At 55.1% G+C, this 20,981-nt stretch carries 20 protein-coding genes and 1 pseudogene; 6 read left to right on the forward strand and 15 right to left on the reverse strand.

Translation table 11 applies throughout. The annotated features are described in order from the left end of the window. Nucleotides 1–174: 174 nt before the first annotated feature. Together pssA and SPV1_RS07635 are read left to right on the forward strand one after the other, a co-directional pair. Nucleotides 175–996: a CDP-diacylglycerol--serine O-phosphatidyltransferase gene (gene pssA / locus SPV1_RS07630; protein WP_018295338.1), complete on the forward strand. Its 822-nt coding sequence runs from the start codon at nt 175–177 to the stop codon at nt 994–996. Nucleotides 997–1,191: 195 nt separating this feature from the next. Next, nucleotides 1,192–2,736 (forward strand): 2-isopropylmalate synthase, encoded by a 1,545-nt coding sequence (locus SPV1_RS07635; protein WP_009850570.1) that lies wholly within the window; start codon nt 1,192–1,194, stop codon nt 2,734–2,736. An 87-nt stretch (nt 2,737–2,823) separates the two neighbouring features. Here SPV1_RS07635 and ppdK read toward each other — a convergent pair whose 3' ends face one another. Next, nucleotides 2,824–5,589 (reverse strand): pyruvate, phosphate dikinase, encoded by a 2,766-nt coding sequence (gene ppdK, locus SPV1_RS07640; RefSeq protein ID WP_009850571.1) that lies wholly within the window; start codon nt 5,587–5,589, stop codon nt 2,824–2,826. 251 nt (nt 5,590–5,840) lie between these two features. Between ppdK and SPV1_RS07645 the strand changes: the two genes are divergently transcribed. From SPV1_RS07645 to SPV1_RS07660, 4 genes are read left to right on the forward strand one after another with little or no spacing between them, the layout of a single operon-like run. Continuing rightward, complete coding sequence (locus SPV1_RS07645; RefSeq protein WP_018295341.1) at nt 5,841–6,467, forward strand: response regulator; 627 nt, start codon at nt 5,841–5,843, stop codon at nt 6,465–6,467. After that, nucleotides 6,457–6,855, forward strand: a complete 399-nt coding sequence (locus SPV1_RS07650) for a response regulator (protein WP_009850573.1) — start codon at nt 6,457–6,459, stop codon at nt 6,853–6,855. Before SPV1_RS07645 ends, SPV1_RS07650 begins: the two co-directional genes overlap by 11 nt. Before the next feature lie 5 nt (nt 6,856–6,860). Further along, the gene (locus SPV1_RS07655; RefSeq protein ID WP_152909246.1) at nt 6,861–10,394 is read left to right on the forward strand and encodes an ATP-binding protein; all 3,534 of its coding nucleotides are present in this window, start codon (nt 6,861–6,863) and stop codon (nt 10,392–10,394) included. Then, entirely contained in the window at nt 10,391–10,756 is a 366-nt protein-coding gene (locus SPV1_RS07660) for a response regulator (RefSeq protein ID WP_009850575.1), read from the forward strand. The genes SPV1_RS07655 and SPV1_RS07660 overlap by 4 nt, the downstream gene beginning before the upstream one ends. A 46-nt stretch (nt 10,757–10,802) precedes the next feature. Here SPV1_RS07660 and SPV1_RS07665 read toward each other — a convergent pair whose 3' ends face one another. The 14 genes and pseudogenes from SPV1_RS07665 to hpnC form a co-directional block, all read right to left on the reverse strand. Next, a complete protein-coding gene (locus tag SPV1_RS07665; protein ID WP_009850576.1) occupies nt 10,803–11,597 on the reverse strand; it encodes an energy transducer TonB in 795 nt (264 codons plus the stop codon). Beyond that, nucleotides 11,575–11,991, reverse strand: a complete 417-nt coding sequence (gene tolR, locus SPV1_RS07670) for a protein TolR (RefSeq protein ID WP_009850577.1) — start codon at nt 11,989–11,991, stop codon at nt 11,575–11,577. Before tolR ends, SPV1_RS07665 begins: the two co-directional genes overlap by 23 nt. Before the next feature lie 2 nt (nt 11,992–11,993). After that, the gene (gene tolQ / locus SPV1_RS07675; protein WP_009850578.1) at nt 11,994–12,683 is read right to left on the reverse strand and encodes a protein TolQ; all 690 of its coding nucleotides are present in this window, start codon (nt 12,681–12,683) and stop codon (nt 11,994–11,996) included. Continuing rightward, nucleotides 12,680–13,108, reverse strand: a complete 429-nt coding sequence (gene ybgC / locus SPV1_RS07680) for a tol-pal system-associated acyl-CoA thioesterase (RefSeq protein ID WP_009850579.1) — start codon at nt 13,106–13,108, stop codon at nt 12,680–12,682. Before ybgC ends, tolQ begins: the two co-directional genes overlap by 4 nt. Continuing rightward, nucleotides 13,105–14,145 carry a Holliday junction branch migration DNA helicase RuvB gene (gene ruvB, locus SPV1_RS07685; RefSeq protein WP_009850580.1) on the reverse strand — a complete coding sequence of 347 codons (1,041 nt, stop codon included), beginning with the start codon at nt 14,143–14,145 and terminating at the stop codon, nt 13,105–13,107. Before ruvB ends, ybgC begins: the two co-directional genes overlap by 4 nt. Before the next feature lie 2 nt (nt 14,146–14,147). Further along, a complete protein-coding gene (gene ruvA, locus SPV1_RS07690; protein ID WP_009850581.1) occupies nt 14,148–14,714 on the reverse strand; it encodes a Holliday junction branch migration protein RuvA in 567 nt (188 codons plus the stop codon). Further along, nucleotides 14,711–15,202, reverse strand: a complete 492-nt coding sequence (gene ruvC, locus SPV1_RS07695) for a crossover junction endodeoxyribonuclease RuvC (RefSeq protein ID WP_009850582.1) — start codon at nt 15,200–15,202, stop codon at nt 14,711–14,713. The genes ruvA and ruvC overlap by 4 nt, the downstream gene beginning before the upstream one ends. 2 nt (nt 15,203–15,204) lie before the next feature. Next, on the reverse strand, nt 15,205–15,960 hold the full coding sequence (locus tag SPV1_RS07700; protein WP_009850583.1) for a YebC/PmpR family DNA-binding transcriptional regulator: 756 nt from the start codon (nt 15,958–15,960) through the stop codon (nt 15,205–15,207). Between the two features lie 69 nt (nt 15,961–16,029). Continuing rightward, entirely contained in the window at nt 16,030–16,515 is a 486-nt protein-coding gene (locus SPV1_RS07705) for a hypothetical protein (RefSeq protein WP_040881743.1), read from the reverse strand. A gap of 154 nt (nt 16,516–16,669) precedes the next feature. Next, nucleotides 16,670–17,374 carry a 2-polyprenyl-3-methyl-6-methoxy-1,4-benzoquinone monooxygenase gene (coq7, locus tag SPV1_RS07710; RefSeq protein ID WP_009850585.1) on the reverse strand — a complete coding sequence of 235 codons (705 nt, stop codon included), beginning with the start codon at nt 17,372–17,374 and terminating at the stop codon, nt 16,670–16,672. Nucleotides 17,375–17,621: 247 nt separating this feature from the next. Then, nucleotides 17,622–18,683 carry an FAD-dependent oxidoreductase gene (locus tag SPV1_RS07715; protein WP_231288428.1) on the reverse strand — a complete coding sequence of 354 codons (1,062 nt, stop codon included), beginning with the start codon at nt 18,681–18,683 and terminating at the stop codon, nt 17,622–17,624. A gap of 49 nt (nt 18,684–18,732) precedes the next feature. Further along, nucleotides 18,733–18,906 (reverse strand): annotated as a pseudogene (locus tag SPV1_RS14640) (FAD-dependent oxidoreductase); the annotation flags it as partial. Between the two features lie 295 nt (nt 18,907–19,201). Next, the gene (gene hpnD / locus SPV1_RS07720; protein WP_009850587.1) at nt 19,202–20,077 is read right to left on the reverse strand and encodes a presqualene diphosphate synthase HpnD; all 876 of its coding nucleotides are present in this window, start codon (nt 20,075–20,077) and stop codon (nt 19,202–19,204) included. Next, nucleotides 20,067–20,981 (reverse strand): squalene synthase HpnC, encoded by a 915-nt coding sequence (hpnC, locus tag SPV1_RS07725; protein WP_009850588.1) that lies wholly within the window; start codon nt 20,979–20,981, stop codon nt 20,067–20,069. The genes hpnD and hpnC overlap by 11 nt, the downstream gene beginning before the upstream one ends.

Consider the following 20,981-nt stretch of genomic DNA (forward strand, 5'->3'; position numbering starts at 1 on the left):
TGCTTGGGTATCGGCTGGCCAGACTGTAGCATTAGGGCATGTTCAAAAAACTACCTACTCCCGGTCATCCGGAGGCTCACTGTCTTTTGCTCCAGAGGGATGGCCATTTATGATTTCCATTGCAGCATTGCCTGTATGTACGGGGCACGGTGCCGAATCAAGTGAGTCCTGCAGATGACTAAACTTAAAGAGCGTATGGGGCGTCGGGGCGTTTATGTGCTGCCCAGCCTGTTTACCACAATGGGCCTTTTTTCCGGTTTTTATGCCCTGATTGCAGCCGTTCAGGGACGTTATGAACTGGCGGCCTGGGCGATTCTGGCCGCTGCCGTGTTTGATATGCTTGATGGCCGTGTAGCACGCATGCTGCATGCCGAGACTGCATTTGGCGCTGAATATGATTCACTCTGCGATATGCTCTCATTCGGTATTGCGCCGGCGGTACTGGTGTATCTGTGGGCACTGATTCACCTGCCGGCGGATCTTCACAAGCTGGCATGGCTGGGCGCTTTTTTTCTGGTGGCTGGCGCTGCGCTGCGACTGGCCAGATTTAATGTGCAGCTGGAGTGTCAGGATAAACGCTATTTTCAGGGCCTGCCGACACCGGGAGCAGCACTGCTTATTGCAACGGCCGTCCTCTACCACGAAAAATCCGGTTTTGATCCGCAGCCGTGGTTGTGGCTGGCTTCTTCGGTGTTTCTGGCGTGGTTAATGGTCAGTAATGTGCGTTTTATCTCCGGCAAGGATATCGATTTAAACAAGCGCCGTTCTACCGGCGTGCTGGTGTTGATGGTCCTAACCGTCGGGCTGGTGATGGTCGATCCTTACCGTGTCCCGTTTACGGTTATGCTGGCCTACTGCCTGCATGGACCGATGCTCAGTTTGTGGCAGAACTGGCGGTTGGCCCGCTATCGGCGTATGCGGAAAATGAAGAAGGCGGAAAAGGCTGCGCGGGCCAATGAGGCAGTGAAAAATGATGAGCCCGGCGATCAGGTTTGACCGAGTTGAAATAAACTGCTTGAATACGTCACATGAACTTTTATACGCACACATCCGTTTTTACGCGTCAGTACCTGCTACTGCGACTACGGCTGTGTGTCTGCTGAACGCGTTTCAGTAACAGATATACAGGCCGCGCTTACCCCGCGGCCTTTTTTTATGCCCTGTTTGAGTTGCTAATCTGAGGAGAGTGAAATGAGCGACCGTATATATATCTTTGATACCACCTTGCGCGACGGTGAGCAGTCGCCGGGCTGCTCGATGAATATCGACGAAAAAATTCGTGTGGCACATGCTCTGGCAGCACTCGGTGTGGATATCATTGAAGCAGGTTTTCCCATCGCTTCACCGGGTGATTTTGAGGCGGTACACCGCATTGCCTCGGAGGTGCACGGGCCGTGTATTGCCGGTCTGGCGCGCGCGGCAGAGGGCGATATCCGGCGTGCGGCAGAGGCGATCAAGCCTGCCGGCGATCACGGTCGTATTCACACCTTTATTGCCACCAGTCCTATTCATATGGAAGCGAAATTGCGCATGACGCCGGATCAGGTGCTTGAACGTGCGGTCGCATCGGTGAAGCTGGCGCGTTCGCTGGTGCCGGAGGTGGAATTCTCGGCAGAAGATGCGGGTCGCACCGATATGGATTTTCTCTGCCGTGTGGTTGAGGCGACGATTGCCGCCGGTGCCCGGGTGATCAATATTCCGGATACGGTGGGTTATATGACGCCGGCGGAATTCGGCGGTCGTATCCGTGAGTTGATTGAACGCGTACCTAACTCCGATCAGGCAATTATTTCCGTGCATTGTCATAATGATCTGGGTTTGGCCGTAGCCAATTCACTGGCTGCCGTTGAAAACGGTGCCCGTCAGGTGGAGTGCACCATTAACGGGTTGGGCGAGCGTGCCGGTAATGCGGCACTCGAAGAGATCGTCATGATTCTGCGTACCCGCGCTGATCGTTATGCACTGCATACCGATATCGACACGACGAAAATCGTACCGACGTCGAAACTGGTATCGCAGATTACCGGTATGCCGATTCAGGCAAACAAGGCCATTGTCGGCGCCAATGCCTTCGCACATGAGTCGGGCATTCATCAGGACGGCGTACTTAAACACCAGAAGACCTATGAGATCATGACGCCGGAATCGGTCGGCTTGAATACCAACCGGATGGTACTGGGCAAGCATTCGGGCAGGGCTGCGCTGAAGTCGCGTTACGGGCAGTTGGGTGTTGAGCTTGATGGTGAGCGGCTGATTGAGGTGTTTAACCGCTTCAAGCTGTTGGCAGACAAGAAAAAGGATATCTTTGATGAAGATCTGATGGCGCTGCTTTCCGGTGACGGCGGTGTGGAATCCGAGCGTGTTAAACTGGTTTCCCTGCATACGGCATCGGGCACAAGCGATGCGCCGGTTGCGGCAGTGGTACTCGATATTGAAGGTGTGGAGCATAAGGCGACAGCCGAGGGTGATGGTCCGGTGGATGCCGCATTCAAGGCTATCCAGTCACTGGTTGAACCCAATGGCAAGCTGTTGCTCTATGCAGTCAATGCGATCACGGCCGGTACCGATGCCCAGGGTGAAGTGACGGTGCGTTTGCAGAATGGCGATCGTATCGTCAACGGGCAGGGCTCGGATACCGATATCATTGTGGCTTCCGCCAGAGCGCTGATTGCTGCACTGAACAAGCTGCCGGATATGCATGCGCGCTCGGTCCACGCCCAGTATTCGGGCGTATAAGATAAGGCGCTGATGCATGGTTATGCCATGCATCAGCATATCCGTTAATCAGGTGGGCATTCGCCCACCTTTTTTTATTCGGGCAAATTATTGAGTGGATTCCAGCAGCGCTGCGTGGGCGGCGGCAAGACGTGCAATCGGTACGCGCGGACCTGAGCAGGATACATAGCTCAGTCCTATTTTGTGGCAGAAGCGGATAGAAGCCGGATGGCCGCCGTGTTCGCCGCAGATGCCGATCTTCATATCCGGTTTGACGCCGCGTCCCCAGCCGACAGCCAGTTTCATCAGTTTGCCGACGCCGTTGGCATCGAGTACCTCAAACGGATTGTCCTGAAGGATACCTGCTTCGTTGTACATTGGCAGAAACTTGTTTTCAGCATCTTCACGCGAGAAGGAGAAGGTTGCCTGGGTCAGGTCATTGGTACCGAAGCTGAAGAAGTCTGCTTCCTGAGCCAGTTCGTCGGCACGCATACAGGCGCGCACAACCTCCATCATGGTGCCGAACCTGAATATCGGTGCAACACCCTCTGAGAGCTCCACCTCTTTCCTGATGGCTTCAACATGCACCTTGATACTCTTGAGCTCTTCGGATGTGCAGACCTGAGGAATCATGATCTCCGGATGTACTTCGACGCCCGCTTTCTGACATGCACAGGCCGCTTCCAGCACTGCACGAATCTGCATGGCGTAGATCTCCGGAAAGGTGATGCCGAGCCGCACGCCACGATGGCCGAGCATCGGATTGACTTCGAACAGGGAGCGTACTTTCTTCAGGATAGCTTCCTTTTTCTCGATTGCTTCATCCACAAGAGAGGAGTCAGCCAGCTGTTGAATGGGTGCAATTTTACCGTTTATATTGGAGAGCAGGCTCAGTGTCGCCGAAAGCACCTCCGATCCGCGCATCGTATCCTTCAGGTGTTTTAGCTGAATCAGATCATCAAGCAGCTGATTTTCCGAAGGCAGAAACTCGTGAATAGGCGGATCAAGCAGACGCACGGTCACAGGATTCGGTGCCATGGTGGTGAACAGTTCAATAAAATCCTGTCGCTGAATGGGTAGCAGTTTGTCCAGCGCGGCCTGACGCTGCTCCAGTGTATCGGAGACGATCATTTCAAGTACAATAGGCAGGCGCTCTGCGGCATTGAACATTCGCTCTGTGCGGCACAGACCGATACCCATGGCGCCATAGCGTAGCGCACGTTCAGCATCTTCCGGAATATCGGCATTGGCCATGACCTTTAAGCCAGCCCGCTCATCAGCCCATCCAAGCAGCGTCTTGAGCTCTTCAGAGAACTCCGCCTCAACGGTTGGAACGGCACCGAGATAGACGTTACCGGAGGTGCCATCGATGGTGATGATATCTCCCTCCTTAATAACCACGTCACCGATATGTGCGCGCCTTGCCGCCACATCTACCTCAATACCATCGGCACCGGCCACGCATGGCTTGCCCATGCCGCGTGCAACCACGGCTGCGTGACTGGTTTTGCCGCCACGTGATGTGAGGATGGCTTCGGAGACAAAAAAGCCGTGGATATCTTCCGGCTTTGTCTCCTCGCGCAGCAGAATAAGCGGTCTGCTATTGACGCTCTTCTGCGCCACAGCACGATCGGCATCAAATACCACGTGGCCGCATGCAGCACCGGGGCTGGCCGGCAGGCCGGTGGCCAGCGGTGTAACATCCGCTCTGGGATCCAGGCGCGGAAAGAGCATCTGCTCCAGTGATTCCGGTGCGATACGCAGCAGTGCCTGCTCCTTGTTGATCAGTCCTTCTGCTACCAGCTCCACCGAGGTGCGAACCATGGCCTGGGTGTTCATTTTGCCGTTGCGAGTCTGCAGGCAGTAGAGGATTCCCTTCTCAATGGTGAACTCAAAATCCTGAATTTCGGTGTAATGCGTTTCGAGCTTGCTGCGCAACTCTTCAAGCTGACGGTAAATATCCGGCATCTCTTCACGCATTTGTGCGATTGGTTTTGGCGTGCGGATGCCTGCAACCACATCTTCGCCCTGTGCATTGACCAGATACTCGCCGTAAAAAATATTTTCACCGGTGCCGGGGTTGCGTGTGAAGGCTACGCCCGTTGCACAGTCGTTACCGCGATTGCCGAATACCATGGTGCAGATATTGACCGCCGTGCCGTTGGCCATATCCGGCGTGATGCCAAATTCGCGACGGTAGTCGACCGCGCGCTTGCCCGACCAGGAGCCGAGTACTGCCTTGATCGCCAGATCCAGCTGTTCGTATGGATTCTCAGGAAAAGGGCGGCCGGTCTGGCCGTGCACGACTTCAAGGAATACTTCGGAGATCTCTTTCAGATTGTCTGCCGATAGCCCTACATCTTCTTTCACGCCTTCACGTTTTTTGATGGATTCAAACGGCTCATCAAAATGTTCATCGGCTATACCGAGGGCCACTTTGCCGAAGAGCTGGATAAAGCGGCGGTATGCATCATAGGCAAAGCGCTCATCGCCGGTTTGTTCAATTTCGCCCTGCAATGTATCGCTGTTCATACCGAGATTGAGAATGGTGTCCATCATGCCGGGCATTGATATGGCTGAGCCTGAACGGACCGATACGAGTAGCGGGTTATGGGCGTCGCCGAAGCCCTTGCCTGTCAGTTTTTCCAGCGTTGTCATCTGCTCCCGGACTTCCTTCATAACGCCGTCCGGCAGGGTGTTACCGCTCTCCAGATAAGCCAGACATGCCTCAGTTGTAATAGTGAACCCCGGCGGCACATTCAGGCCGATCTGGGTCATCTCACACAGGTTGGCCCCCTTGCCGCCAAGCAGCATTTTGTTATGACCGTCTCCTTTGGCAAAGGAGTACACATATTGCTTTACTGGGTCTGTCATTGTCATTCTCCAGAATAGTCGTGTTTATATCGTATAAACAGGAAGAGGGATACATGGCCTGGGTTATGGCAGATCTCCCCTTATCGGGTGATTGTACACCTTTTGAACGTGGTGGAAAACCGCTCAGGTGCAATGAACCTTCACGGGAAAGGTGTGCCTGCAGGTTCAGGCAGTGTGTACTCCTGTCAAATCCATAATAATTGACGAAACTGTCATAACTATCATAATCCGTGATTGGCACGGAGGGTGCGTTGAATCTCATTACCACAGGCAAAGCGGCACGCATCTGCGGCGTCGGTCTTAATACGATCAAGAGCTGGATCAGGAGCGGCCATATTCGGGGAATTCAGTTGCCCAGTGGCCATTGGCGCATACCGGCTGTGGAGCTGGACCGCTTTCTTGCCACAGCAGAATTTAATTCAGGTGCAAAGAACAGGAAGCCACTGCAATCGGTTGATAGCAATGGAGAACGCCCGCGTGTGCTGGTGGTTGATGATGACCCTCAGATGCATGTGTTTATCGAAGATGCATGCGGGGTTGGTGGCATGGATGCCGAATTTGTCTTCTCCTCCGATGGTTATGCCGGTTTGATCGAGATCGGGCGCTTCAAACCTCACCTGTTGGTGCTGGATATCATGATGCCGGAAATCAACGGATTGGAGCTGATTCAGCGAATTAAAAAAGATGTGGAACTGGCCCGATCCATGCCCGTTCTGGTGATCACAGGGGCTCAGAATCGCAGGCTGGTCATGCACAGGCTGGAGCAGGCAGGGCCGGATGCTATTCTGCACAAGCCGGTGGCAGCCCCTGTGCTGATTGAAACGATGCGCAGCCTGCTTGAGCAGTGCGGCAGCAAAGGGGCTGCACATGCCGGATGAAACCAGACGGCAACGTGTTCTCGTGGTTGATGACGACCCGGTGCAGTTGGAATATTATATGGCGGTACTCGAATCCGATTATGATGTCATGACGGCGCACAGTATCAACGATGCCATCGAGATGCTGCGTCGTGGTACTCCGGTGGATGCACTTGCCAGCGATATGTATCTGGGGCGGGGGAGAAGTGGCATCGATTTGCTGGCGTGGGTAGGAGAGCACCAGCCCGATTTGATAACCCGCTTCGTCATTATCAGTGGCAATCCCGTTGTCGATACAGGCGCATATTCGGTGAGAGTAATCATGAAACCGGTAGACCCGGGTGAATTGCTACAGTCTGTGAGCATGTTGTTGGAACAGGGCCCCGAACAAACGATTACAGCGGGATGAGCAATATGGGATTCAGTAGTATTAGCGTAAGGACATCACTGGTTGTGGGGGGGCTGGCAGCATCGATGCTGTTCTTCTGCTGGCTCTGGCTGGATAAGGTCAGTGTTTCGCTGACCGATCAGGGCGAACGGGAGCGCGCACTGACGACGGCCAAGTCGCTGGAAGCCAGTCTCAGAAGCATCATGCTCACCGGCAATGCACCTATAGCGCATGACTGGATTAAGCGGGTATCAAAATTGCCCGATGTCTCCAGCGTACGCATCTACAGAACTGACGGCGTAGAAGCCTTTGTCGACCAGAAAACACTCTCGGCAGTGAACGGCTGGCTGGGGGAGGCGCATTTTGCCATGCGTCCGGTAGAGCGGGCTCCGGCACAGGTGCCGGATAAGCTGGCGAAAGTGTTTAAATCCGTCGCCGATTCGGAGACGCCCTGGTTGCGCAAGGATGAGAGTGGGCACATGATGCTGTTTTACCCGATCCGGGTAGAGAGTGCCTGTCTGCACTGCCATGGCTACGATAAACATATTAATCGTGGCGTGCTGTCGCTATCGATCTCCACAGATCAGGCTGCCTCAATGCTTACATCGCTGAAAGAGCAGGCGCTGATGATCTTTTTTGCCATGACCCTGTTGTTGATCGTGGCTGTATGGCTCTATTCACAGCGCACCATTCTCTCTCCCATTACCCGTTTTGCTGAAACAGCTCGCCGTATCGGCGCAGGGGATCGTTTGCAGCGTTTTGACCGCTCCCGCAATGATGAACTGGGAGAGTTGGCAGCATGTTCGAACTCTTTGCTTGAACAGCTGGAAGAGGAGATCAAGGCTGAACAGCAGTTATTGGTGCGTCAGCAGGGGCTGGTGGATGCGACAATCAGCCTCTCGTCCGAGAACATATCAAACGATGTACTGAGACGGGTTGGCGAATTGGCCATGCAGATGACGGGTGCGAAATACGCCATGCTCGGCCACCTGGATGAAGAGGGGAACAAGCAGTTCATCGCCTTGGGGATGGATGCTGAAGATGAGGCGAAAATCAATCATGCACCTGAGGGTAAGGGCTTGCTCGGTCTGCTCTGGGATGAAGGTGAAGCGGTGCGTACCGATGATATCAACGGTCATCCTGCCAGTTCCGGTTTTCCGGCCGGACATCCGCCAATGAAGCATTTCCTGGGTACTCCGATCAGGTTTGGTGATCGGGTGATCGGGGCGCTTTATCTCACGGATCGGGGCGATGGACAACCGTTCAGCGAAGCGGATCAGACTATTGTGCAGGCGCTCTCGGCGGCCTGCGCCGTTGCGCTGGCTAATGCGCAGGCCATGGAGCAGCTCAGGCGGTTCAATGATGAGCTGGAATCACAGGTGAGTGAGAGAACCAGTGAACTGCAATCCTCCAATGCCCGGTTGCGAGCCCGCGAGGTGGAACTGGAGATTATCAATGAGGAGCTGGTTCAGGCCAGCGAGGCGAAAAACCAGTTTCTGGCCAATACCAGCCACGAGTTGCGTACGCCGCTCAATGCGATTATCGGGTTTTCGGAGTTGATGGGTAATCCACGCATGGGGCCTCTCAATAGCAAACAGCATCGATATGTCGAAAATATTCATTCCAGCGGCAAGCGGTTGCTGAAAATCATCAACGACCTGCTGGATATCAGCCGTATTGAAGCAGGCATGATGGTAGTGGAGGAGCAGGTGTTTCCGCCCCGTGAAGTGGCAAATCAGGTGATGGCGGAAATGACATCGCTGGCCAGCCTGAAGGGACTGAAACTGACAATGGACGCCTGTCCCGACGAGGGCCAGTTAATTCGTACCGATCGCGGCAAACTGCACCAGATGATGGTGAATCTGGTTGGTAATGCGATCAAATTTACGCCGGAGGGAGGGAGTGTCACCCTGTCGATGGAGATCAATGTGGTCAGTGCGCGTCAAAGAGAGCTGGTCGTGCATGTGAAGGATAACGGTATTGGCATTCCAGCGGCGGATTTGGAAAAGATATTCGAGCCGTTTGTGCAGGTGCATGGCGGCCTTGCCCGTGCTTATGAAGGGACAGGTCTGGGCCTTGCACTGACGCGCAGGCAGGTTCGGATGCTTGGTGGCGATGTAAGCGGCGAAAGCCGCGAGGGTGATGGTAGTACATTCATCATCAGGTTGCCGTTTGATACCGTCGTTGTTGACTCGGATGGAAGGGCTGCAGTTGATGATGATGTGCAAGCCGGGGTGGATGCTTCGTATCATACAATTTCGGACGAAGTAGATGAAGTGGATGAAGTTATCCCGAGTCACGGCCCGCGTCCGCGCATTATTATTATTGATGAGCAGGATGCCCGTGGCGTTACTGTGGCTCGCTCGCTGGAAGCTGAAGGCTGGTATGAAACAGTTGTCTGTAGCAACGTGGCGGATGGCATTCAGGCTGCTGCCAGCGCATTTCCGTTTCTGATTATGTTGGGTCTGTCTGCAGATGGAGAGCTGACTCATCGTAATCTGCAGGACATTAAAAGCTGCCGGCCGATTCATGATACGCCGGTAATTCTGGTCGGCGGTACGGACGATACTCCTGAATACTCGATGGGAGAGGTAGGCGTGATCGCCAAGGGGATGTCGCAGCATCAAATGGTCGATGTCATTAGCCGTTATGGTCGCATGGTGCCGGTTCGTCAGGCTTTGCCGACTGTGTTGGTTATTGACGATGATGCTTCTGTGCGTGAGCTGCTAAAGGAGATGCTGGTACAGGGTGGCTACCGTACCCTGCTCGCGGCAAATGGTGAGGAGGGCATCCACAAGGCGATTGAACGGGAGCCGGACCTGATTATTCTGGATTTGATGATGCCGGGGATGAGCGGTTTTGATGTTATGACCAGCCTGCGCAAAAATCCGGCTGTCGCGGATATCCCTGTATTGATATTCACGGCCAAGGACCTGAGTCGCGAGGAGATCCTGCAACTGGGTCACCAGGCAGATCGCGTGCTGCTCAAGGGCGACTCCAATCAGAAGGAGATCATGCGCCACTTGCAGCGGCTGGAGTTGCTCTATCCGGTGCAGGCGCATCTGATTGATACGACACTGGGCTGCTTTAATCAGCGTTATATGCGCCGCAGACTGGCTCAGGAAGTTGCCAACGGCTTGCGTCATCAGCGTGTATTCTCACTGCTGGGCTGGGAGATGGATGGTTATGAAGCCTATGCCAAAGAACATGGGGAACGGTGGGCTGTAGCAGCGTTGAAGGAGATGGCCGAGACGGTGAAAGCCCTGATCCGGCATGGCGATGTGTTTGCCCGCATATCTGAAAACCGGTTTGAGATATTTTTGCCTGCTGTCATGCCAAGCGGGGCTGCGCGTGTGGCTGAGAAGTTGCGGCTGCGCATACAGCATCAGCGTTTTCCGCTACCGCAGGGGGCGGTGGCCGGCTTTACCGCCTCATTCGGGGTAGTGCACTTTCCGCTGGACGGTGAGGATTCGGAGCGGTTAATGAAACTGTTGCAGTCCCGCATTGATGAAGCCTGTCAGAGTGGCGGTAACCACTGTATATTGGGAGATTCGATATGAGTCGCATATTGATTGTTGATGATAATGCGCTGAATCTGGAGTTGGCCCGGGATATACTGGAGCTCGATGGTTTCGAGGTGGAAACTGCCTCTGCCGGCGATGAGGGGGTGGCGATGGTTCGCAGAAACCCGCCGGACCTGGTATTGATGGATTTGCGCATGCCCGGAATCAGTGGCCTGGAAGCACTGGCGATTCTGCGCAAGGATGGTTTCGATGACCTGCCCGTGGTTGTGCTGACGGCATCGGTGATGAAGGGGGAAAAGGAGCGCTTGCTTGATATGGGCTTCAACGGATTTTTACAGAAACCGATTGATGCAGCCTCGTTTTCTGACGAGGTCTCATCCTTTCTAAGGAAGCGTTGATTATTGGCAGGGCCAATAAATCAGCACCTTCCAGACCGAATTTCTTCTATTTTAGCGGGTGAAAGCGCAGATTGTTTACCCGGAAAAATTCGAATTGCTGCGCAGGCACTTGGAACGGTGCAGCGGCCTGAATAGCGCGAACCAGAGATGCATCCAGCAACGCACTGCCGGAGCTTTCCAGAATTTTTACTGAGGCGATATCGCCGTTAGGTAGCAGTTTCATCTCCACCAGCGGGTCGGTAAATGTGCCGCTGCTTGCCGGTACTTTCCAGTGCTCCTGTACGGCCGCCTGCATCAATGCGATATAACGCTCCTTCTCACTGGTCGATAACTGTTTGCCGGCCAGATCAGCCAGCTCCGGACGTGTGGTCTGCGCATGTGTGGCGGAACGATCAGTTGAAGATGAAACCGGTGCGAACGGGTCGAAGTTTTTATCCGCTTTGGGGATGGTTTTTGTGTGCGGTTTTGCGGCCGGTTTTACCACGGCCTTTGGCTTAGCAACCGGTTTCGGCTTCACCACGGGTTTTGGTTTTACAACCGGCTTCGCTTTTTTTACCGGCTTTGGTTTCGGCTTTTTGATGACTGGCTTTGGTTTTACCTCGGCAGCCTTGGTATGTTTAGGCCTGTTGTGTGCCTGCTGCTCCAGTTTGGCCAGCTCTTTGGCCGAGATCATCATTACCTCAATGCGTTTGAGCGGCTCGATTTTATGTGCCTGTTGCCAGTAGGCGAGAACCAGGATGATGATGAGCACCAGCAGATGCAGCAGCACTGCCAGTAGCAGGTCTGCACTTTTGAGATCGGCGGCGCCTTCGCCTTGTTTAGCGGTGCGGCTCAGTGACAAGGCCGACCTTCCGGATACCGGCTGTTTCCAGCAGGCTCATCACTTCGGCAACGCGCCCGTAAGGGGTTTTACTGTCGCCGCGAATAAAGACGGGCAGGCCGGGCTTCTGCTTGCGTATCGCTTCGATGCGCGGGGCCAACTGCTTGAGCTCAATAGCCTGTTTTTGTATGAACAGCTTGCCATCGGCCTGGATGCTGACAACCAGAGGCTCGACATTCTGCTGCATGGCAGGTGATTCGGCGTCGGGCAGGTCGACATTGACGCCCTGGCTGAGTAGCGGCGCTGTCACCATGAAGATGATCAACAACACCAGCATGACATCGACCAGCGGGGTGACATTTATCTCACCCATCGGTTCTGTGCCCTTATCCCATTTGCTTTGACCGGCCCACATGATTAATCCTTGACGTGACGGGCGATAATATTGAGGAACTCTGAGGAGAACTGCTCCATATTTGCGCCCATGCGTTTGAGGTCGGCAGTGAACTTGTTGTAGGCGACCACGGCCGGAATAGCCGCCACCAGGCCGAATGCAGTGGCTACCAGCGCTTCCGCGATACCGGGGGCAACGGATGTCAGGGCGGTGTTTTTGGTCATCGCAATACTCTGGAAGGCATTAACGATGCCCCATACCGTGCCGAACAGCCCGATGAACGGCGATGTGGAGCCGACGGTAGCCAGAAAGGCCAGATGGCGGGAGAGCTTCTCGATTTCGCGGGAGAAAGCGGCATCCAGTGACCTGCGCACACCGTCGATGCCGCCGCCGGCCGTGATCTTGGCCGTGTGGCTCTGGCTTGCATCGCGTCTGAGGCGCAGGAATTCACGGTAACCGGCCTGAAAAATATTGGGCAGAGAGCTGTCCGGGTACTGCTGGGGAATACCTGCCAGTACGGTATCCATATCCGTACCGCCCCAGAAAGACTGCGAGAACAACTCTGCTTCGCGGCGGGTTTTTCGATACAGACGCCATTTGTTAAAGATAATCGCCCATGACATCAGCGATAGCATGATCAGCATGATCAGCACGCCCTGCACGATGACTCCGGCATTGAGGATCAGATGGAGGATGGAGAGATCCTGATTCATATATGCTCCTTGTTAAGGTGATTCTGTAATATCTTGATGAGCGGGGCCGGAATACGGCAGGCAGCACTCTCTCTGTTGATGCAGGCAAGGCGGATGGTGGCGGTGCAGAGTTGTCTGCGTGTTGCCTGATGGTAAATGGTCTGGGTGAAGGCAAGGCGGGCGCCGCGCATCTCGATCAGACTCGTATCCACCTCGAGCAGGTCATTAAATCGGGCCGGTGTCTGATAGCGGACATGAGCCTCGGTAACGGCGAACAGGATGCCGAATTCCGTTTCAATCGCATCAAGCTCCAGACCGATAGCGCGCAGGAATTCGGTACGTCCGCGCTCCATGAATTTCAGGTAATTGGCATAATAGACTACGCCGCCATGGTCGGTATCCTCATAATAGACGCGCACGGGGATACTTTCCGAAAAACGGCTCACAGCAGCGACTCCTGTTTTGAATCCGGTAGCAGTGAGTCGGGCAGCTCCCGATTCATATGGGCATAGGCGAGCGGGGTGGCTGTGCGCCCGCGCGGGGTGCGGGCAATCAGCCCTTCCTGCAACAGATAGGGCTCCAGCACATCCTCAATGGTATCGCGCTCCTCGGAAATCGATGCCGCCAGTGTGTCGAGTCCGACCGGGCCGCCACCGTATTTGTCGATCATCACGGCCAGCAGCCGTCGATCCTGATGATCGAGTCCCAGATGATCGACTTCCAGTCTCTCCAGTGAGCTGTCGGCCACTTTGCCGGTAATCACGCCGCTGTGTTCAACTTCGGCAAAGTCTCGTACCCGTCGCAGCAATCGATTGGCAATGCGAGGTGTGCCGCGTGAGCGTCTGGCGATCTCCAGGGCGCCACCGTGATCGGTCTGAATATTCAGCAGTCTGGCCGAGCGCTCGGCAATCAGAGTCAATTCCGGGTGCGAGTAGAACTCCAGTCGCTCAATCACGCCGAAGCGGTCGCGCAACGGGTTGGTCAACAGTCCCGCCCGTGTGGTTGCACCAACCAGCGTGAAGCGCGGGATATCCATCTTGATCGAGCGAGCGGCCGGCCCCTGGCCGATGATCAGATCCAGCTGGAAATCCTCCATGGCAGGGTAGAGAATCTCTTCAACCTGCGGGCTGAGCCGGTGAATCTCATCGATAAACAGCACGTCGCCCTCTTCGATATTGGTGAGCATGGCAGCCAGATCGCCCGGTTTTTCAATAACGGGGCCTGATGTGGCGCGGATATGTACGCCCATCTCCATGGCGATGATATTGGCCAGCGTGGTTTTGCCGAGTCCCGGAGGGCCGTAGAGCAGGACATGGTCGAGTGATTCATTGCGTGCCCTGGCGGCCTTGATATAGACGCCCAGATTAGCGCGTATTTTTTCCTGACCGACATACTCATCCAGCTTTTTCGGGCGCAGCGCTGCATCCCAGTTGTCGCTGGCGTTTATTTCGCCGCCCAACAGCCTCTCCTGCTCATCCGACATGTTTAACTCATGGCCTTTAAGGCGGCGCGGAACATGCTTTCAAAATCAGCCGGTTCTACATGTTTGAGTGCCAAATCGATCTGTGCCGGTTTGTAACCGAGATTGGTCAGGGCGGAGCGTACTTCATCGGCCTTGTTGCTGATCGCGGCGCCTCCCTCGGCAGCCACACTGCCCAATTTGCCCTGGAGCTCCAGAATCAGACGCTGGGCCGTTTTTTTGCCGATGCCGGGCGTGCGGGCAATAGCCAGATCATCGGCGTGCTCAATTGCGCCAATCAGCTCTTCAATGCTCATGCCGCCCATCAGGTTCAGAGCCATACGGGCACCGATGCCGGAGACGCTGGTCAGTTTGCGAAAGATCTCGCGTTCATTGCTGTTGGCGAATCCGAACAGCGTGATCTGATCCTCCCGTACATAGGTATGAATCGACAGTTCGGCAGCCTCGCCCAGCCGCAGTTTACATAGCGTCTGCACGCTGACGCTCACATCATAGCCTATGCCGCCGGTGACCAGCAGTACGCTGCCTGCCGGGTCCAGCGCTCTGACTGTGCCGGAGAGCCAGCCGATCATCGTAAAGTACCTGTAAGTGTTTGCATGGGGGCATGATGCGCATGACAGATGGCCACGGCAAGCGCATCTGCAGCATCTTCCGCCAGTGGCTCGGGGGGATGCAGCAGTATGCGTATCATATGTTGTACCTGCTCCTTGTCTGCCCGGCCGAATCCGACCACAGCCTGCTTCACTTTGGTGGGGGAATAGGGTGAGACACGCAGGCCGGAATCCGTACATGCAGCGATCAGTGCGCCGCGCGCCTGTCCCAGTTTCAGCGCCGAATTGACATTTTTCGATACAAACACATCTTCAATGGCAGCAAGGGTGGGGTGGAATTCCGCAATCACCAGTTTCAGCCCGCTAAAGAGTATGTGCAGGCGATCATCAAAGTCGCCCGCACCACAGCGAATGACGCTGTGATGTACATGGCGGATGCGGTTGCCCTGTACATCAATAATACCAACGCCGGTTTTCAGTGATCCGGGATCAACGCCGAGTATGCGCACGCTCAGGCAGAGATCCGTTCGATTTCTGCATCGGATATATCGTAGTTGGCATAGACATTCTGTACGTCATCCAGATCTTCCAGTCGCTCGATCAGGGCCAGCACTTTTTCGGCCGCCTCTCCCTCGACGCTGATGCTGTTCTCCGGCACCCATGATATTTCGGAAACCTGTGCCTCCAGCCCGACATCATCGAGCGCCTGATGCAGCGTGCCGAAGGCGGTTGGTTCACAACTGACAATCATGCAGCCGGCATCGCTATCCTCTTCGATATCGTCAGCGCCGGCGCCCAGAGCAACCTCCATCAGCTGCTCTTCATCTACCGTGCCGCTTGCGAAGACGAATTGTCCTTTTTGATGAAACATCCAGCTGACGCAGCCGGCTTCACCCATGTTGCCGCCACCCTTGTTGAAGGCGGAACGAACGTCGGCCACGGTGCGGTTGCGATTGTCGGTCATGCAGTCCACCAAGATGGCAACACCGCCCTGTCCGTAACCCTCGTAACGCACCTCTTCAATATTCTCCCCGTCATCGCCGCCGGCTCCGCGGGAGATGGCACGCTCGATATTGTCCCTGGGCATGTTGACGCCCTTGGCTGCGGTGATAGCGGCTCGCAGGCGCGGATTGGCATCAGGATCATCGCCACCCAGGCGGGCTGCGATAGTGATTTCACGGATGTAGCGGGTAAAAATCTTGCCGCGCTTGGCGTCGACTGCCGCTTTTTTGTGTTTGATGCTGGACCATTTATTATGACCGGACATGGAACGTGCTCCTCCAATAGAAATCAATCTGAAGCATAGCAGTGCCGGTGAGATGCGTCATGGACGCTATTACTTACCGGCGTGGCCTGCGCTCGATTGCGTGTTTTGAGCCGGGGGAGATAACGTGCAATAGAGGAATGTATCGCCTACCACCTGTTTTGAGGAGACGTCCAGTTTTACGTCGTTCATGGTCAGCGACCTGCTGCTTCCGGTGGTTGCGGCATCCTGAATCAGTGCGCCGATTTTGGAGCGTTGTGCCTCATCCTTTGGTGAGAGACCAATCGTGCCCAGAACCATGCAGCGCAGTATGGCCGGTGCGATCTGGCCTGCATCCATCAGGGATGCGATGACTTCCGTATTGTTTTTGCTTACTGATATAATAACACCCTTCAGCCCTGTCTCGGCAACCGAAACATCATCGCCCGCAGCTCTCCAGTTTTTGATATGAAATGACTCTGAATGCTCGCTCATGCCTGCCTTGATGGCTTGCGGATTATATTCTGACCAGGCCAGCGCCGGGTACAAAAACAGGATCATTGAAATAATATAACGCATGATGTTTCTCCTTGTTGGGGTCGTCAGGCAGGGGTGATGATTGCGTGATTGCACCTCCCCGATGAACGGGCGGGGACCATGATGGATGCAGACAATATTGGCAACCTCGCGCATGCATAGTCGCTCGGGTTGTGTGCTGCGGGTAAAGCCGGGTTTACAACTTTGCAGCCAGGCTGGTCATCACCTTCGAGGTCAGTTTCATGACCTGTTTGATCGCTTGCGGCAGTTCAGCAGCACCCAGGTTCTCGGCGAGCTCTGCATGACCCTGTTCATCGATTTTCATCTGCTCAATGATGGCGCGGCTGCGGCTGTCTTCAGGCGGCAGGTGTTCCAGGTGGCTATCGAGATGACGCACGACCTGATGCTCCGTCTCCGCCAGAAAACCCAGATTCCAGCGGTCTCCTGCAATGCCGGCAGCCATGCCGATAGCGAAGGAGCCGGCATACCACAGCGGGTCTAGCAGGGAAGGCTTTTCATCCAGTTCCGTCAGCCTGCGTCGGCACCAGTTCAGGTGATCGCTCTCCTCAACCGAGGCGTGTTTAAGACGTTCTGCCAGAGCCGGGTCGCGTGCGGTCAGGCTTTGCCCCTGATAGAGCGCCTGGGCAGCCATTTCTCCGGCATGGTTGACCCGCATCAGGCCAGCCGCCAGCCGCTTTTGTTGGGCTGTCATTTCGTGCGCAGACGAGTTGGCAGTATCTGATGCATCCGGATTATCCGCAGGAGGATAGGGGCGTGAACTGACCTGCTCGCAGAAGATGTTGTTCAGTGCCCGATCCAGCTCACCGATCAGTTTATCCTGCAGTGTGGGGGTACGAAATGGCTTCATGGGAGATATGGCATCCTGATCTGTTTTCTTCATAAGGGCTTATTTTTACCCTAAACGGTTTGTTTGCAAGGGTTTGCATCGTGTATCCACAGATGCTGTGGATAACATTGTGGATGGATGAGCCTATATCCTTAGCTATAAGGCAGGCGCGTGACAGGTGTGTGGCATGCCTTTATTTTAGGCGCATGTAATAAGACATATTTATTAGTATGTTATGAGCTTTTATTGAGGTGGCGAAGGAAAATAAAACAATAAATATTTATTTATGTTTTTTGCTTGCTTAAAGTGGATAAGGCTGATAAGTGTGACCCGGAATGCATGATTGCGCAGCGATTTCACCGCGACGGACGGCAGATTCAATGGTTGCCGGCAACTGCCCGGGGAGGGGGGTCTCACAGGCATTGATGATTGATGCCGGTAGACATTCACCGCCTGAATGATCGGGGCGTACCAGTGTGGTTGCACGTCGTTCACTCACAATGCGGCTATGGATGAGTTCCGGTTGTTGGCTCATTCCGCATAACTGTGATAACTCATCGATACAGCAGCGAACCAGATCCGGCCCGGATCTGTGGCCTTCATCCGCGCTGATGACAGCGCAGATATGTTTGCCGGGCGTAGTTGTAAGCCACTGCTGCGACACATCGAAATACCATTGCCCGACACCGTCAATGCAGCCGATCAGCGGTGCGGGCATAGGCACGGCGTGGCGCAGCCACAGATGAATATTGCTGATCGCACGTGTTTCACGAGTGAGCTGCCGATGCATCAGTTTGTCCGCGGCATGGGAGGGCAGTGCGACAACAACCTTGTCATAGTTTTTGCCATCGACACGCGCATCTTCATCGCCTCCAACCAGCTGGCGGACCCTGTGGCCGGTATGGATCTGCACTCCGAGTTGACGTGCCTGTTGTGCAAGCGGTTCAATCAGTGCGGTTTGCAGTGGTGCTGTAAACCAGCCGAGCCGAGCCTGATCGCGACCGGCAAAGCTCTCTTTCAGTACGCGCCTGAAGGTGAGCGTGCTGGCTGTCTCTGTTGCTTCATTCATTGCGCCCAGGCACAGGGGTTCAAGCAGATCACGTACAAGCTGATCGGGGATGCGCAGCTCATCCAGCCAGCCGGCTACCTGTTTCTCCCGGGGCGGTTTTTTCCGTTGCAGTGCGGCAGCCAGCCTCAGCATGGCAAGGGAGGAGGTAAGCGAGTGCCCCGGCATGGAGGCAGCGGCGAGCAGTAGGGCCGGAGCAAAGGGGAGTTTGGCAGCAGGCTGAAATGCGAAGTGGCCGCGCCGGATATCCCATAATGGCAGTGACAGGGACGGTTGCCAGTGCAGGTGTTTTCGCATTGCAATCGCGCAGCAATCGCCGGGTTGCGGCATAAGCGCCGATCAGCAGATGCGGGCCATTATCGCAGAGCTGTTGCATGGTGGGTTCAAAAAATGAGCGCGTGCGTCCGCCAAGCGAGGGAGCTGCTTCAAACAGCTCTGTGCTAATACCCTGTTCGGCCAGACGAATGGCTGCAGTTAGACCGGTCAGGCCGCCGCCGATGACGGCTACGCTGGTTGTCATGGGGTTAGGAGCCTGTCGGACTTAGGGTGATCGTAGCGAGCAGGAGCAAGGCAGTGAAACCATACTTTGGTTTCACTGGTACGATAGCAACATAGTGGTGACTATGTGACGACAAATCGGCAGGAGAGCCGATTTGCACGCCTTGCGCCCAAAGGGTGCAGGCCATGGATGGGCTGCATGATAAATCAGGATAATTTGGGCCGCTCTCGCTGCCGCGCACGACTGCATGGATGCAGGAGGTAGAGCAACGCAGGAGCAGCTTGCCGAGTAGATTTCTCATAAGTTCGACTGACTCCTAGAACTCGAGGCGGATCGGAGTACCATGCTTGCAGGCACGACGTTCATGGCGCCAGGCTCGCCAGGCGACCCATATTTTGCGTGCCGGCAGGATACGCACCGGCTGTTGCCATACATCGAAACCATTCTGGCGGAGTCTGCGCAGATAGGTGTAATAGATTGCGCCCATGACAATAGACGGGCGCAGGCTTTCACGATCCTCGGGCGGCAGTGTGGCGATGGCTGTCCGATAGGCCTGCTCGGCTTTTTCACCGTACTCCTGTAGTAGTTGCTGCATGGACTCACTCATCAGGCCACTCTTGAATGCCTGATCGCTCAGCTGATAGCGACTGCGGGCATCCTGCGGGATATAAATCCTGCCGATGGCGGCATCATCAGCCAGATCGCGCAGTATATTGGTCAGCTGCAGCGCCTCGCCCAGATGGGTGGCAAAATCCCGACTTTTTCGTTGTGTGTATCCGAAAACCTCAATGGAGAGCAGTCCGACCACGCCGGCTACACGATAGATATAGAGGGAGAGATCGGCCTGTTTAACGAATGGCTTGCCCAATACATCGGTCTGCATGCCGTCGAGAATTTCCAGCAGCAGTTCTTCGGAGATAGGGAAGTGGGCGGCGCACCAGTAGAGCTCATGGCCGACCGGGTGCTGTGCCTTGCCGGCAAAGGCACGGCCCAGCTCCTCGCGCCAGAAGCCGAGCTTGGCCAGCGCCACATGCTGCTCGCTAACTTCATCTGCCACATCATCGACTTCCCGGCAGAAGGCATACAGCGCCATCATGGCGCGGCGCTGATCTTCAGGTAAAAACATAAACGCGTAAAAAAATGAGGAGCCGGATCCCCGTGTTTTATCGCGACAGTAGATTTCAGGTGTCATGTGTATGCTCGCTTACAGCGCGTGAGGGGAAGAGGCTGTCTCTGAGGATGGGAAAAATCATCTTCTTCCAGTCGTTTCTGCCCAGCGTGATACGTACGCTGAGCGGGCTCTCCAGTTCCTGTAGCTTGTCGAGCATGGTGAAGCCGCCATGCAGGGTGGCTGCTATCTGCAGGCGCAGGCGCATCGGCAGCAGTGGCAATAGCGGTATACCCTGGTGCAATATCGCGCGCGTTGCGGCAAGCGCATGTAGGAAAACAGGCTGGAACCGGGGCTCATCCACCTGAGCCTCAAGCAATGCTTCGGTAGTCAGGTCGTGTAAAGCAAGCCATTCGCCGGGGATGTAACAACGGCCTTTTTTCAGGTCAATGCTAAGATCCTGCCAGAAATTAATCAGCTGCAGTGCCGTGCAGATTTGATCCGAATAATGTTTTGCCTCAGCCGAATGGATGCCGTGCAGAGCCAGCATCAGGCGTCCCACGGGGTTGGCGGAATGGCGGCAGTAAAACAGCAGTTCATCCATGCTGCCATAGGCATGCAGCGTGACATCCATACGGAACGCAATAATCAGGTTATACAACTCTTCAACCGGCAGCTGACGTTTGCGGATGGCATCGCCCAGCGCCATGAATACAGCGTGATCGATATTGCTATCCTTCTCGCAGCGCTCCAGCAGTATCTCCCATGCATCCAGCTGTTTCAGGCGTGTGGCAGGCGTTGCATCGCCCTCGTCAGCCAGATCGTCGGCATGACGGGCAAAGGCATAAATGGCGGCAACAGCCGGGCGCAGATCGGCACGCAGCAGTTTGGATGCCGTCGGAAAATTCTCATAGTGGTTGCGTGCGGTATCCAGACAATGTTGATAAGCTTGCGCTAGTTGCATCGACTGGCCTGTTGAGGCTTGCAT

It is taken from the genome of Mariprofundus ferrooxydans PV-1, from assembly GCF_000153765.1.
Classification (GTDB): Bacteria; Pseudomonadota; Zetaproteobacteria; order Mariprofundales; family Mariprofundaceae; genus Mariprofundus; species Mariprofundus ferrooxydans.

Bases quoted from the DNA above. Each gene is read 5' to 3' on its own strand.
- pssA (WP_018295338.1), top strand. From the start codon at position 175: ATGACTAAACTTAAAGAGCGTATGGGGCGTCGGGGCGTTTATGTGCTG.
- SPV1_RS07635 (WP_009850570.1), top strand. From the start codon at position 1,192: ATGAGCGACCGTATATATATCTTTGATACCACCTTGCGCGACGGTGAG.
- ppdK (WP_009850571.1), bottom strand. From the start codon at position 5,589: ATGACAGACCCAGTAAAGCAATATGTGTACTCCTTTGCCAAAGGAGAC.
- SPV1_RS07650 (WP_009850573.1), top strand. From the start codon at position 6,457: ATGCCGGATGAAACCAGACGGCAACGTGTTCTCGTGGTTGATGACGAC.
- SPV1_RS07655 (WP_152909246.1), top strand. From the start codon at position 6,861: ATGGGATTCAGTAGTATTAGCGTAAGGACATCACTGGTTGTGGGGGGG.
- SPV1_RS07660 (WP_009850575.1), top strand. From the start codon at position 10,391: ATGAGTCGCATATTGATTGTTGATGATAATGCGCTGAATCTGGAGTTG.
- tolR (WP_009850577.1), bottom strand. From the start codon at position 11,991: ATGTGGGCCGGTCAAAGCAAATGGGATAAGGGCACAGAACCGATGGGT.
- tolQ (WP_009850578.1), bottom strand. From the start codon at position 12,683: ATGAATCAGGATCTCTCCATCCTCCATCTGATCCTCAATGCCGGAGTC.
- ruvB (WP_009850580.1), bottom strand. From the start codon at position 14,145: ATGTCGGATGAGCAGGAGAGGCTGTTGGGCGGCGAAATAAACGCCAGC.
- ruvA (WP_009850581.1), bottom strand. From the start codon at position 14,714: ATGATCGGCTGGCTCTCCGGCACAGTCAGAGCGCTGGACCCGGCAGGC.
- SPV1_RS07700 (WP_009850583.1), bottom strand. From the start codon at position 15,960: ATGTCCGGTCATAATAAATGGTCCAGCATCAAACACAAAAAAGCGGCA.
- SPV1_RS07705 (WP_040881743.1), bottom strand. From the start codon at position 16,515: ATGCGTTATATTATTTCAATGATCCTGTTTTTGTACCCGGCGCTGGCC.
- coq7 (WP_009850585.1), bottom strand. From the start codon at position 17,374: ATGAAGAAAACAGATCAGGATGCCATATCTCCCATGAAGCCATTTCGT.
- SPV1_RS07715 (WP_231288428.1), bottom strand. From the start codon at position 18,683: ATGCGAAAACACCTGCACTGGCAACCGTCCCTGTCACTGCCATTATGG.
- hpnD (WP_009850587.1), bottom strand. From the start codon at position 20,077: ATGACACCTGAAATCTACTGTCGCGATAAAACACGGGGATCCGGCTCC.
- hpnC (WP_009850588.1), bottom strand. From the start codon at position 20,981: ATGCAAGCCTCAACAGGCCAGTCGATGCAACTAGCGCAAGCTTATCAA.